The sequence below is a fragment of the Lacrimispora struthionigena genome, assembly GCF_048627165.1.
In the GTDB taxonomy this organism is placed as follows: Bacteria; Bacillota; Clostridia; order Lachnospirales; family Lachnospiraceae; genus Lacrimispora.
Window position 1 is genome coordinate 1,814,232 of record NZ_JBMBWP010000001.1, and the last position, 14,115, is coordinate 1,828,346.

At 42.5% G+C, this 14,115-nt stretch carries 7 protein-coding genes and 2 tRNA genes; 8 read left to right on the forward strand and 1 reads right to left on the reverse strand.

What is annotated here, in order from left to right; genetic code table 11:
* Nucleotides 1–4 precede the first annotated feature (4 nt).
* From ispG to ACOAOT_RS08220, 4 genes are all read left to right on the forward strand, one after another.
* The gene (ispG, locus tag ACOAOT_RS08205) at nucleotides 5–1,060 is read left to right on the forward strand and encodes a flavodoxin-dependent (E)-4-hydroxy-3-methylbut-2-enyl-diphosphate synthase (protein ID WP_420216531.1); all 1,056 of its coding nucleotides are present in this window, start codon (nucleotides 5–7) and stop codon (nucleotides 1,058–1,060) included.
* A gap of 8 nt (nucleotides 1,061–1,068) precedes the next feature.
* On the forward strand, nucleotides 1,069–5,613 hold the full coding sequence (locus ACOAOT_RS08210) for a PolC-type DNA polymerase III (RefSeq protein ID WP_420216532.1): 4,545 nt from the start codon (nucleotides 1,069–1,071) through the stop codon (nucleotides 5,611–5,613).
* Between the two features lie 159 nt (nucleotides 5,614–5,772).
* Nucleotides 5,773–5,846 (forward strand) — tRNA-Pro (locus ACOAOT_RS08215).
* 24 nt (nucleotides 5,847–5,870) lie between these two features.
* Nucleotides 5,871–5,942: transfer RNA gene (locus tag ACOAOT_RS08220), tRNA-Glu, on the forward strand.
* 51 nt (nucleotides 5,943–5,993) lie between these two features.
* On the opposite strand, the gene ACOAOT_RS08225 is transcribed toward ACOAOT_RS08220, so the two are convergent.
* A complete protein-coding gene (locus ACOAOT_RS08225) occupies nucleotides 5,994–6,635 on the reverse strand; it encodes a peroxiredoxin (RefSeq protein ID WP_420216533.1) in 642 nt (213 codons plus the stop codon).
* Between the two features lie 575 nt (nucleotides 6,636–7,210).
* Here ACOAOT_RS08225 and ACOAOT_RS08230 point away from each other — a divergent pair.
* From ACOAOT_RS08230 to ACOAOT_RS08245, 4 genes are read left to right on the forward strand one after another with little or no spacing between them, the layout of a single operon-like run.
* On the forward strand, nucleotides 7,211–9,520 hold the full coding sequence (locus ACOAOT_RS08230) for a DUF6273 domain-containing protein (RefSeq protein ID WP_420216534.1): 2,310 nt from the start codon (nucleotides 7,211–7,213) through the stop codon (nucleotides 9,518–9,520).
* A gap of 9 nt (nucleotides 9,521–9,529) precedes the next feature.
* On the forward strand, nucleotides 9,530–9,709 hold the full coding sequence (locus ACOAOT_RS08235) for a hypothetical protein (RefSeq protein ID WP_420216535.1): 180 nt from the start codon (nucleotides 9,530–9,532) through the stop codon (nucleotides 9,707–9,709).
* Complete coding sequence (locus tag ACOAOT_RS08240) at nucleotides 9,706–9,918, forward strand: hypothetical protein (protein WP_420216536.1); 213 nt, start codon at nucleotides 9,706–9,708, stop codon at nucleotides 9,916–9,918. Before ACOAOT_RS08235 ends, ACOAOT_RS08240 begins: the two co-directional genes overlap by 4 nt.
* A gap of 8 nt (nucleotides 9,919–9,926) precedes the next feature.
* Nucleotides 9,927–14,054: a hypothetical protein gene (locus ACOAOT_RS08245; protein ID WP_420216537.1), complete on the forward strand. Its 4,128-nt coding sequence runs from the start codon at nucleotides 9,927–9,929 to the stop codon at nucleotides 14,052–14,054.
* Nucleotides 14,055–14,115 lie beyond the last annotated feature (61 nt).

The following is a 14,115-nucleotide window of genomic DNA, read 5'->3' on the forward strand; positions in this document are numbered from 1 at the left end:
GCTTATGAACAGGGATCATACGAAAACAATTCAGATCGGAAACAAGGTCATCGGTGGAGGCAATCCGGTTCTGATCCAATCCATGTGCAATACGAAAACTCAGGATGTTGCATCAACAGTCAATCAGATAAATGCGCTGACTGCGGCAGGATGCGATATTATCAGGGTTGCTGTTCCTGATATGGAAGCGGCAGCAGCTATTAAGGAGATTAAGAAGCAGATCAGTATACCTTTGGTAGCCGATATTCATTTTGATTATCGGCTTGCTGTTGCTTCTATCGAGTCAGGAGCGGATAAGATCCGGATTAATCCGGGCAATATAGGCTCTCTGGATCGTGTAAGAACTGTTGTGGATAAGGCAAAGGAATATCAGATTCCCATTCGTGTGGGAGTTAACAGCGGTTCCCTTGAAAAAAATCTCATTGAAAAATATGGAGGAGTTACTGCAGAGGGAATTGTGGAAAGCGCATTAAATAAGGTGCGTATGATCGAGGAGATGGATTATGGGAATCTGGTAATCAGCATCAAATCATCTGATGTACTTATGTGTGTCAAGGCCCATGAACTGATCGCAGAGCGAACGGATTATCCTCTTCATGTGGGTATTACAGAAGCTGGAACCCTGATATCTGGAACCATTAAATCTTCCGTTGGGCTGGGTATTATTCTTCATAAGGGAATTGGTGATACCATCCGTGTGTCTCTTACCGGTGATCCGCTTGAGGAAGTAAAGGCAGCTAAAACCATTTTAAGATCTCTGGGTCTGAAAAGGGGAGGGGTGGAGGTAATATCCTGTCCCACCTGCGGCAGAACCAGAATTGATTTAATCTCCCTGGCCAATCAGGTAGAAGATATGGTTTCTGCTTACGACCATCTGGATATTAAGGTGGCAGTAATGGGCTGTGTGGTAAACGGACCAGGTGAAGCGAGAGAAGCTGACATTGGAATTGCCGGTGGAATCGGAGAGGGACTTCTTATTAAAAAAGGAGAAGTAATCAGAAAGGTTCCGGAAGAAGAACTTCTTAGCGCCCTTCAGGAAGAACTTATGAAAATGCAATAGGTGATAGAATGGCAAAGAAATTTTTGGAAGTTTTTCCAAACTTACATATTACTGACGAATTAAAAGAGCTTTTAAATCTGGTAGATGTGGAAAAGGTCACATCAAACAGGGATAGAAGCTCTATTCGTGTTTACTTAATCAGTCCCAGACTGATACACAAGCAAAATATATACAGCCTGGAAAAAGGAATCAAAGAACAGTTGTTTCCTTCCAAGCAGATCACGATTAAAATCATTGAACGGTTTCGCCTATCAGGACAGTATACGCCGCAGAAGCTGTTAAAGATCTATCGGGAAAGTCTTCTGGCGGAACTTAAAAATTACAGCATCATTGAGTATAATATGTTCCGGAAGGCACAGTGCCAGTTTCCCGAACCGGATCTTTTGAAGATGACAGTGGAAGATACCATTGTAACCCATGAAAAAGCCGGCGAGTTAAAGCGGGTGCTGGAAAAGATTTTTCACGAAAGATGCGGCCTGCCTGTTGAAGTTCAGTATGAATTTATTGAGCCTAAGGAGAATGTCCTGGCGAAGCAAAAAGAGCTTCAGATGCAGAGGGAAGTAGAGGAAATTGTTAGCAGAACATCATTTGCCGGGCAGCAAAAAAGCCAGGCAGACGAATATGGCGGTCCTTCCATGGCAGATGGCCCTCTGGACGCATTGGCAGCCACTTATTCTGATGAAGTGCCCTTCACACAGGAAGCCCAGCCTCCTGCAGCCACACTACGCATGGGTGGTAAAAAAGAAGGAGATAAAAAAGAATCCGGTAAAGCAGCAGAGTCCGACTCTGGAAAAAAGGAATGGAAAGATTACCGGAAGAATTCTTATAATGGCCGCCGTTCTGATAATCCAGATGTTTTGTATGGCAGAGATTTTGAAGAAGAAACCATGGAAATTGAAAAGATTGATGGGGAAATCGGTGAAGTCGTGGTTCGTGGTAAGATTATTATGACGGACAGCAGGGAATTAAGAAGTGGCAAGACCATTATTATTTTTGATGTAACAGATTTTACGGATACGATTACAGTGAAGATGTTTGCCAGGGAAGAACAGCTGGATGATCTAAAAAATGCAGTGGTAAAAGGTACCTTCATCAAAATAAAAGGAGTTACAACCATTGATAAGTTTGATGGGGAACTGACCCTGGGATCTGTTGTGGGTATTAAAAAATCAGAAGATTTTACTGGGAAAAGATCGGACAACAGTCTGGAAAAGCGGGTGGAGCTTCACTGCCATACAAAGATGAGTGACATGGATGGTGTTTCTGAAGTAAAAGATCTTGTGAAACGTGCTAAAAAATGGGGAATGCCAGCACTTGCAATTACGGATCATGGATGTGTACAGTCCTTTCCGGATGCAAACCATGCCCTTGATAAAGGTGATACATTTAAAGTCATTTATGGAGTGGAAGGATATCTGGTTGATGATTTAAAGCAGCTGGTTGAAAATTCCAGGAATCAGACCTTTTCGGATTCCTACGTGGTCTTTGACATTGAGACAACGGGTTTCAGTTCATCCAGAAACCGGATTATAGAAATTGGTGCAGTGAAGGTGATAGATGGAAAAATTAAAGATAAATTCAGCGCATTTGTAAATCCTGATGTACCAATTCCTTTTGAGATCGAACAATTGACTGGCATCAATGACAGTATGGTGCTTCCTCATCCAAAGATTGATGTAATTCTCCCCCAGTTTCTGGAGTTTTGCAACGATTCTGTTTTAGTAGCCCACAATGCTTCGTTTGACGTAAGCTTTATCTCTTATAATGCTCAGCAGCTTCAGCTGGAATTTAACCCAACGGTAATTGATACCGTGGCTCTTTCCAGGCTTCTTTTACCCAGTTTAAACAGGTATAAACTGGACACTGTGGCCAAAGCCTTAAATATTTCCCTGGCGAACCATCACAGGGCGGTTGATGATGCAGGATGTACAGCAGAGATATTTGCGGCATTTGTAAAAATGCTCAGAGAGCGGGGGGTAGAATCGTTAGATGAGTTAAACAAACTCAGTGCCATGTCGGCGGATATGATTAAAAAGCTTCCCACTTATCATGTGATCATCCTTGCAGCCAACGATGTGGGCAGGGTTAATTTATACCGCCTGATATCCCGCTCTCATATCGATTTTTATGCCAGAAGACCGAGAATACCCAAAAGCATTTTAAATGAGTACAGAGAAGGATTAATTATTGGTTCTGCCTGTGAGGCAGGAGAGCTATATCAGGCTCTTTTGCGAGGTGTTCCCGATGCAGAAATAGCCAAACTTGTAAACTTTTACGATTATCTGGAAATACAGCCCCTTGGTAACAATGCATTCATGTTAAGAGACGAAAAGAGTACGGTAAAGACACAGCAGGATCTAATTGACATTAATAAGCGGATCGTAACCCTTGGGGAACAGTTTGGTAAGCCTGTGTGCGCTACCTGCGACGTTCATTTCCTTGATCCGGAGGATGAGGTTTACCGGCGGATCATTATGGCTGGACAAGGCTTTAAAGACTCCGATGACCAGGCTCCCTTATATCTTAGGACTACGGAGGAGATGCTTCAGGAGTTTGAGTATTTAGGCCCTAACAAGGCGGAAGAAGTAGTGATAAAGAACACCAGAAAAATAGCGGACATGTGTGAACTGATCTCACCTGTACGGCCGGATAAATGTGCACCTGTCATTGAGAATTCAGATGAAGATTTAAGAAAAATCTGTTATGACAGAGCTCATGCCATCTATGGACAGGATCTCCCTGTGATCGTTACTGAACGTTTGGAGAGAGAGTTGAATTCCATTATATCCAATGGTTTTGCGGTTATGTATATCATTGCACAGAAGCTGGTATGGAAATCCAACGAAGATGGTTATCTGGTGGGATCCAGAGGATCGGTTGGATCTTCTTTCGTTGCCTATATGTCGGGAATTACAGAAGTAAATTCTCTCAGTCCTCATTATTACTGCGAGAACTGTCACTACTATGATTTTGATTCAGAAGAAGTCAAGGCATTTACAGGAATGGCTGGCTGTGATATGCCGGATAAGATATGTCCGGTTTGCGGGCATCCATTATCAAAAGATGGTTTTGATATTCCATTTGAAACATTCCTTGGTTTTAAGGGAGACAAGGAGCCTGATATCGATCTGAATTTCTCCGGAGAATATCAGAGTAAGGCCCATGATTATACAGAAGTTATTTTTGGGAAAGGGCAGACATTCCGTGCAGGAACTATCGGTACTCTTGCAGATAAGACAGCATTTGGTTATGTGAAAAATTATTACGAAGAACATGGAGTGAGAAAACGGAACTGTGAAATTAACCGGATTGTTCAGGGCTGTGTGGGTGTGAGACGAACCACTGGCCAGCATCCGGGAGGAATTATCGTTCTTCCCCATGGAGAGGAGATTTACTCCTTTACACCGGTACAAAGGCCGGCTAATGATATGACGACGATGACAGTTACCACCCATTTCGACTATCACTCCATCGACCACAACCTTTTAAAGCTCGATATTCTGGGACACGACGATCCGACCATGATCCGTATGCTTCAGGACTTAATCGGCTTTGATCCAGTAAAGGACATTCCTCTGGACAGCAGAGAAGTCATGTCACTTTTCCAGAACACATCAGCACTTGGAATTATGCCGGAAGATATCGGCGGCTGTAAGCTGGGAGCGCTGGGAGTACCGGAGTTTGGTACTGATTTTGCCATGCAGATGTTAATAGACACCCAGCCTAAATATTTCTCTGATCTTGTCCGCATTGCAGGACTTGCTCATGGTACGGATGTGTGGCTTGGTAACGCCCAGGCCCTTATTCAGGAAGGGAAGGCTACCATTCAGACAGCCATATGTACCAGAGATGATATTATGATATATTTAATCTCCATGGGGATCGAAGAAGGTTTATCTTTTTCTATCATGGAGAGCGTGCGTAAAGGAAAAGGATTAAAACCCGAATGGGAGGAGGAGATGACATCCCATGGGGTTCCGGACTGGTATATCTGGTCCTGTAAAAAGATTAAATACATGTTCCCAAAAGCCCATGCAGCCGCTTATGTTATGATGGCGTGGAGAATCGCTTACTGTAAAGTGTTTTATCCACTGGCTTATTACGCATCGTTTTTCAGTATCCGTGCCAATGGCTTCAGCTATGAACTGATGTGCCAGGGAAGAGAAAAGCTGGAGCATTATCTGGCTGATTACAGGAAACGGATCGACACTCTTTCCAAAAAAGAGCAGGATACTCTACGTGATATGCGAATTGTCCAGGAAATGTACGCAAGGGGTTATGATTTTACTCCTATCGATATTTACCGGGCAAAAGCCAGACATTTTCAGATTATTGATGGAAAACTAATGCCGTCTTTAAGCAGTATAGATGGACTGGGAGAGAAAGCAGCAGATGCAGTTGTAGATGCCAGTAAGGATGGAAAATTCTTATCCAGAGAGGATTTCAGAAACCGGACAAAGGTCAGTAAGACTGTTTGTGATCTTATGGGGGATCTGGGACTTCTGGGGGATCTTCCCGAATCCAATCAGCTGTCTCTCTTTGATCTGGCATAAAGCAGTTTCCGCTGCAGAATAGCATTCTTTGCTCTGCAGCGGAAGATTAAAAGAGTAACTGAAATCTGCTGTTATTTTTCCAGTATTTTTAAAAAATAAAAAAATTTTGAAAATACGGTTGACATTGTCTCAAATTTATATTATACTACGTAACGTAATCGAGGCGTGGCTCAGTTTGGTAGAGCGCTGCGTTCGGGACGCAGAGGTCGCAAGTTCGAATCTTGTCGCCTCGATTTTGTATGAATCATATTCGTACTGGCCTATTGGTCAAGCGGTCAAGACGCCGCCCTCTCACGGCGGAAACCCGAGTTCGATTCTCGGATAGGTCATAATAAAAACCTTCAGGATTAATCCTGAAGGTTTTTTGTGTTAAGGTGGGATCAGCAGGGTTTATCTTTATAACACCAGAACCAGTCCATGCAATTTAAGTTTTGAGCCTGTGGATTATTAATCCGTTCTATCATCTGGTCATAAGTACGGGGTGGAGGTACCATAGCAGGATTGCCTGGCTCCCAGTTTGCCGGAGTTACAACATTACAGCGGTCTGTTGTCTCAAGAGCAGTTAAGAGCCGTATGATCTCACAAATATTTCTGCCATTTGTAAGTGGATAAACAAGTATTGCCCGAATAATCTGATCAGGGTCAATGAAAAAGACATTACGGACAGTTTCCTGTTTTGAGGCATCGGGTGCTATCATGCCATACATACCCGCCACTTCGGCCATACGATCTGCAATAATAGGAAATGGTATTTGGATGCCTGTCAATAAATAGATCTGATTTACCCAGGCTAGATGGGATGGATTGCTGTCTATGCTTAAACCGATCAATTTGGCATTTAAGGCTTCAAATTGGTCATTGGCCTGAGCAAAAGCTACAAATTCGGTAGTGCAGACCGGAGTAAAATCGCCGGGGTGGGAGAAAAGTATTACCCAGTGGCCTTTGTAGTCAGATAATTTTATGGGTCCAAATGTTGTCATTGCAGAAAAATCTGGAGCTTTCATTCCAATGCTTACATTCATAAGTAATCCTTATTAGCTTTTTGTAATAATATATGGTGGAGATGGAAGAAATAGTTCTATAAAATGATTAAATTTGATAAAGTGGTGATATCTTAAAAAATATATGTTGGTATTCTATAAAATTCATGGTATAATATAATTCGATGTAATTACCTTCTCTAACATTCTGTTTTTCTTGTATTTATTTAGATTGTTCAAACTTAATTCCTTAATTATTTTATTCACTTAAACGTTATATGGATTTAACATTTTAATTTATTTAATCTATTCAATTAATCTTTTTATATATCTCATATTTAATTTCTTGTATCTCATTTTCTTTATTATATTCCAAATATATATATTAATTTTTTGATTTAACAATTTAAAAACAAATCATATCTTTTTTGTAGTCTTATTTAATCCTGATACGGTATGAACGGAACAAAGTTCTGCTTAAATAAATAATAGAAAGGAGTATTTTTTATTTATTTGTATAGAGAGGAGGAGATTTGGAGGTTTGTTGAATAAAAGTGGCATTATGACTTAGATGTAATAACTAAATAATATTAAATAAAAGAAGATTGGTGGTATGAATGAAAAAGAGAAAATCGCTGGCTTTATTAAGTCTGCTTTTACCATTTTTATATATTCCAATTTTAAGTTATGGAGAATGTATACAAGATGATGTTAATCGGATTTATAACAAAAGCAGGACAACTGGAAAGAATAGCTGGCAGCTGATAGCTGATAATTGGTATTACTTTAATGAAAATGGCTATATTGACACAGGTTGGAAACATATTTCCGATAAATGGTATTTTTTTAGTCCGATTTCTGATGGAACAAAAGGAAGGATGCTGACTGGTTGGCAGTGGATTGATGGTAAGTGCTATTTCCTTTCTCCATCAGGAACGGAAAATTATCCGCATGGTTCCATGTATGAGAATGGCATGACTCCAGATGGATATATGGTCAATGAATCCGGTGCTTGGGTCAATGATGGAGGTGTTGTTGAGATTTCGGGTAAAGGGATACAGACGGTTGTAGAAAGGAAAACATTAACAGACAGAACCATATTTTCTGGAGGTTCAGGTGGCGGAGGATCTGGCGGAGGTGGCGGAAGCCGAGGTCACAGCAGCTCAAACAGTTCCGTGAATGAAAACAATGGTGAAAAGCCTGGTAGTAAGCCAGAACCTGTAAAGCCAGCTGATCCGGATGAAAGTGGTGGGAAAGAATCCCCAGAGGTACCGGTTAAACAATACAAATATACAGTAAGGTATCTGGATATTGCTGATAAAACAATTCTTCACATTATAACTGGATTTGGAAAAGAGGGAGAAACAATAGAACTGATCCAGCCAGACATTGACGGATACACGATGTGTAAAGGTCAGAAAGATACCCTTGTGTTAACCAGTGATCAGATTGCCTTGAATATTTATTATGAGGAAGAAACTCCAGCTTCCCCATCTGAGGCAAGAAAAATTGACTGGGACTTAAAATTTGTTGAAGAGGGGAGACCAGACAGGGAGCTTTTTAAAGGGCAAAAGGGTAAAACAGAGGAAGGTAAGGAACTGTCTATTGATTTCCCAGAAACGATTATGGGAAGTGATCAATATTACTATCATTCCCTGGTTCCAAGTCCATGGAGTGTTGTGGTAAATGGAAATGGTACCCAGAAATATTATATCGAATACCGGAAAGGTGATCGTTTACCGGAAATACCAGATTCAGATGGAGATGTGAAAGAAAGATTAAATTACTGGCTGGATGCTTCCGGTGAAGCAGATCAATGCATCACAGGAGAAAGACCATCGGCCGGACAGCTTATTAGTGAAAGCCAGGCGGAAGCAAATGAGAGACTTCTTAACCTGGTATCCATGGCAGATGGAGGGGATCGGATAGAGGTTTATGTAATAGCAAAAGGATATACACCAAATGCTGCAATTATCGGTCAGAAGTTTCCAACGGTCAAAAACGTATCTGAACTTTCATTGGAACAATTAACAATTGCTAATAATACATATACCATTTTACGGGTTGGGTTTGAGAAAACATATGATGAAAATACCTGCAGACACAGCTACAAAGTGATCGACCGGGTGGAACCATACTGTATGGATAACGGTTATGAAACCATACAATGCCCAAAGTGCAAAAAGGAGGAAATAGTGATATTACCTGCTATGGGACATATAGATCCGGATCATGATGGAATCTGTGACGTTTGTTATCAACCAGTACTGGAAATACCAGAAGCCGTCCATTACAGTGTTGGGGATGTCCAGTACCGTACCATTGAAAATAGTACCTATTCATTCCGATGCATTGATGAGGATTATGAAGATGCCATAAACAGCAGCCAGAAAACAGCTTTGTTTCTATGTGACAGCGTGATCCGATCCGACATTATGGGGACATCAAAAAAGCTTAATTTTGGAGATAATAATAACTATAAATATTCAAAAGTGAGAGAGTGGCTGCAGAACAATGCTTCAGATTCGCGATTTCTACATAATGCCTATATAGGAATTACCAGATCATACATAGGCTCAACTGGAAGAGGAACATATGAGCAGCTAAAAGAGAGCAGTTTAATGGGATATGACCGTCTATATCAGTCTATGGAGGATAAAGTCTTTATTCTGTCCGTGGAAGAAGCATTAAAGTATCGGGATTGTCTATGGAGATTTAATGGAAGTGAAACAAATAATCCAGATTCTCAGATCTCTGCTTACTCAAAAGGTTATTATCTGCGTACTCCTCAAAATGGAGGTCTGGAAGATTTTTGGTATGGAGAAGGTGTTTACGCCGTTAGCCTGATAGATGGCAATATACAGCCGGTGAATGTTTCGGAAACAAGTATCGGGATCAGACCAGTTATGACGATTCCCCAGGGATAGGAGAGGTATATGATTATACTGCTTTTTATATTGTTTGGCTTTATCTGTGCATCCATTGTGGTTTTTATTTTCATTACAGTGTCCTGTGTGGTAGTTGCATGCTTCACTGATAAAGATCAGGAGGGTGAGGAACAAATCCAATGGATTAAAGAATACAAAGATAAGAAATTAAGGGAGAAAGGAATATGAAAAGAAATGTAAAAAGAGTTATTTGCCTGTTCCTTGCCACCATCATTGTAGTAACCACGGTTGAATATGCACCACCATCTTTTGCGCTTACTGTCATTTCAAATTCAAAAACTGAAGGGCCAGGTAAGCCTTATGGATCAATGTATCAAAATGAGATCACTCCAGATGGATACCTGGTAGATGAAAATGAAGTTTGGAAAATTAAATAGGAGGAACAATGCGAAAAAAATTTGTGAGAGGACTGGCATACATCATGTGTGCCACCCTGACAATTACCGCAGTACCGCCTTGGGCAGTATATGCGGAATCAGGGACAGAAGTTTCCGGTTCAAAAGTGGCCACGCCTTCTGAGGCAAGCTGTGACATAGAATCAGAGGTAGAAGAACCCGTTAATGAAGAGGAAGTAGAAGAAGATCTGCCAGAAGTAGAACCCGAAGAGATTCCACCTGCAGACCCAGATCCGATTGAAGTTCCGGCAACGGAAGCGGTTAATATTGCTACACCATCTGAAGTAGTAGAACCTACTTTCACGGATGTTAAAAAATCTTTAGTAGCTTCCCTGCTTTCTTCTGTTCCTTCTTCCAGTTCTTTGGGAGATATCTGGGATTCCTGGTCTGGAAAGACCAGTTTTGAATTCTTAAATGGAAGCCAGGGAGAGGGGAGGCAAGAAAAGCCATACCTGATCAAAAACCGGGAGCAGCTTATGGGACTATCCGAGCTTACAGCCATGGGAATGATGGTGCCGGAGGCGGAGGGTGCCAAGTATGCCGGAGATTATTCCGGATGTTACTTTGCACTGGGTGCGAATATTGATCTTCAGGGAGTGGACTGGATTCCCATCGGCTTTTATCAGGACTCTTCTGAAAAGGCTGGGGAAGTTACCTACACATTTAATGGTTTCTTTGATGGAAACGGAAAGACCATTAAGAATTTAAAACTGACTTCCTTTGCCGGTTATAACAACGTAGGACTCTTTGGATCGGTATCCAATGCAAGCATCTATGACCTAACCATAATACCGGACAGCAGTTCCATTAAAGGGAAAGACCGGACTGGTGTGGTAGCGGGATATGCAGAAAACAGTGAAATCCGAAATGTAACCGTAAAAAATGCTGATATCAACTCCACCGGCATTTCTGGAGGGATCGCCGGAGAGATTAGTGATACTGTCATTGAAAATGCGATCTGCGAAAAGGTCATGATTGATGCAAAAGGAGGAAGTGAAATCATTTATGCCGGTGGAATTGCCGGAGTTGCCTCAAATTCTACCGTCGTGGACTGTGAGGTATCAACCGGCACAGGAACTACCGCAAGAATTCAGGGAACCGGATACATTGGAGGAATCGTAGGGTATCAGAATGCCTCAAATGTATTTAACACCTATGTAAGCGGAACCATTGGAGGTTATCACTCCACTGCCATCGGAGGAATTACTGGGATGTATGCAGCCGGGAAATTAAAAGTGGCCCGTTTTGCAGGAACCATTGGAAACTCTCAGCTTGGCTCCATGGCAAGGGAAGGAACCTTTATCGGAACCAGACAGGGAGCTGCAACTAACTTTAATTACATAGAAGATATGGCGTATCTGTTTGCTGATACGGAAAGTAAGATAAGCGCCAATGTCTGCGGTTCAGAAATTGAAGATGATAATGATTATACCTACGCTGCCCATATCGGTTTCTGGCACACGGGAGATCTATACTATACTCTGGTCCAGGGCGGGGTACAAAAGACCCTATCGGATCAGTACTTTTATGAAGAACTGGAAAAAGGTATCCTGACCGTTCTTGATGAGGAGTCTGGAGATTATATCCTGGATCACTTTGCACCGGATTCTTTGGGCAGGCCCATAAGAGGGTATCTATTAAATGTCAATCAGATTGATACCATAGCAAACGGCCAGAACTATTATGATATTGCCATCTTGGAAGTACGGGGCAGTTCCCAGTATTCCAAACCCATGGATAAAGAGAACCGGGGAGCCATTGCAGCCGGTACCGCAGTCACCGTGACAACAGCACCAAACAATACGGATACGGAAAAGTTTCAGATCGAAGGCGCTCCTTTCTATGTTAATAGCAAGAGTATCAAAAAGAGCAGTACTTATTCCGACAGCAGCCATGCCTATACCTTTACCATGCCAGAGGATAACATTACCCTTTCAGCACTTTATAAAAAGGTGGCAGTATCCGTAAAGGTAGATCCGGAAAACTATACCTTTGCAGTCACTCAGACCAGGACTGGAAACAGGAAGAATCCGGTAATAACGACAGAGATTAAAAACAAGGAAGGAAAGCTGATCGCCCGGTATATCAACGGTGTGTTAGAAAAAGGAACTGAGGTGCAGCCGGTAAATATAAAGGCTGTGATTGATGCCAACAATGACGTAGCAGACAGCCGGGTGAAGTGGAGCATTGATGATCCCCAACTCATTACTCTGGCAAAGAACGATGATGAGGAAACTGACGGATATACCTCACAGTCAGCAAGCCTTTCCGTCAATCTTTCCTCCTCTTTCTTTCAAACCATTATAGCGGATGCAGAAAAGAAACAGGCAGATGAGAACTACCAGTATAAGATTCCGAATACCATTTACGGAGCTGGACACCAAAATGGTGGAGTTGCAGTCTTAACGGCGCAGACCAGACCTTCTACTTCCTTTGAAGGAAAACCTTGTGCTGCCAACAGCCGGATCAATGTCACATTTCAGATCATTGACAATACCTTAGTAGCCACGGAAGGCGCAGTTCTTGATAAACAGGCGCTTACCTATACGGTCAAAAGGACTCTGACTGGGGATCGGATCAATCCACAGGAAACGGTTACAGTAACAGCCCCCCAGTCCTTAACGGCAACGTTTACTCCGGACTTCTTTTCTAAGGATGAAGTGGTATGGACCAGTTCCGATCCGGCAGTGGTGCAAGTGTCGCAGGATAATGATGCATACCGGGAAGCATCGGTCAGTGTTTTTAAGGATGCCGCCTGGATACGTAATATCATGGCTACTGACAATGGAATCAAAAGCAATGATCCATATGCCAAAGTATCAGGAAGCGGAAGCCGGGATGTAGTGATTACCGTTGATGGGAAAGACAAGCTGGGGAATAAAGCTTCCGCTGCCTGCCAGGTAAGTATTAACTTTGTAACGGATGACCAGACCAGAGTAGTTCCGGAAGGAATTATCCTGGATCAAACAGAACTATCCTATGATCTTGGCTATCAGATGGCTGGAGATATCCATTCACAGATTGCTGATAAGAAAGGATTTACTGCAAAGAAACTGTCTGCAACGGTTCTCCCGGATCTTGATGATTCAACAGAACATAAACCCTATGACCGGACTGTAATCTGGACTTCCTCTGATCCGGGAGCGCTCACCGTTGATGAACAGGGAAATGTAATGCCAGTTGAAGGCGCTGCCTGGATCAATGAGGCATGTTACAAAGCTCCATACAAGGGAGAAAAGAATGTGGTGATTACGGCCACCACAAGAGATGGAAAGAAAGCAACCTCCTGTCTGGTGAAACTTTCATTCCAGGCAGAATGCCTGGAAGCAGACCGAAAAAGTGAGACTTTTGATCTGGCACTAACCAAAACAGGAAGAAGAAATAATTCTACTTATACCTGGAGTGGTATGGAAGCCAAGAAATTTTCCGCTTCTGTTTATCCAGAAAACAGGGGGAAGAAAATCCAGTGGCGGTCCTCTGATTCAGGAATCCTTTCCGTAGATTCAGAAGGAAATGTTGGAGCCATAGTAATTAATGAAAAACAGGAAGTAATTGCTGGCTGGATCAATGAGATACTGGGGAAATCACAGTACTCTGGAAGCACAAACGCTATTGTATATGCAGAAAGCAGTGATGGAAAGCTTTCTGATCCAATCCAGGTAAGATTAAACTTAAAAGTCATTGATAATACCACTTCTGGAGGCAGTTCCGGTGGAGGTGGCGGTGGCGGTGGCGGAGGAACCCGATCCGTAGGAGTAACCGCTGCAGGAAATATCAAAGGACCGGCAGCTCCATCTGGAGCCATCACTGGCACCTGGTCCCAGGCTGGAAATGGGAAATGGATCTTTGCTTCCGACCGGACCTATACTGACGAATGGGCATATATTAGTAACCCATTTGCAACGGGAGATCAGGAAAAGGCTTCCTGGTTCCGGTTTGACAAAGGTGGATTCATGGTAACTGGCTGGCAGAATATAGAGGGAACCTGGTATTATCTCAACCCGGTTTCTGATGGTACAAAAGGAAAGTTGGTGACTGGAGCGGTCATTGACGGATGTGAACTAAATGAAAAAGGCCAGTGGGTCCAGGGCGGAGTTGTGGTTACTGCAGAGCTGTAGCAGCCGCCCGGCCAATAGGCCGATGAACCTTGACAACCGAATATAGTTAAGCGATAGAAAA

Coding starts and splice junctions, on each gene's coding strand:
- ispG (WP_420216531.1), top strand. CDS start 5: ATGAACAGGGATCATACGAAAACAATTCAGATCGGAAACAAGGTCATC.
- ACOAOT_RS08210 (WP_420216532.1), top strand. CDS start 1,069: ATGGCAAAGAAATTTTTGGAAGTTTTTCCAAACTTACATATTACTGAC.
- ACOAOT_RS08225 (WP_420216533.1), bottom strand. CDS start 6,635: ATGAATGTAAGCATTGGAATGAAAGCTCCAGATTTTTCTGCAATGACA.
- ACOAOT_RS08230 (WP_420216534.1), top strand. CDS start 7,211: ATGAAAAAGAGAAAATCGCTGGCTTTATTAAGTCTGCTTTTACCATTT.
- ACOAOT_RS08235 (WP_420216535.1), top strand. CDS start 9,530: ATGATTATACTGCTTTTTATATTGTTTGGCTTTATCTGTGCATCCATT.
- ACOAOT_RS08240 (WP_420216536.1), top strand. CDS start 9,706: ATGAAAAGAAATGTAAAAAGAGTTATTTGCCTGTTCCTTGCCACCATC.
- ACOAOT_RS08245 (WP_420216537.1), top strand. CDS start 9,927: ATGCGAAAAAAATTTGTGAGAGGACTGGCATACATCATGTGTGCCACC.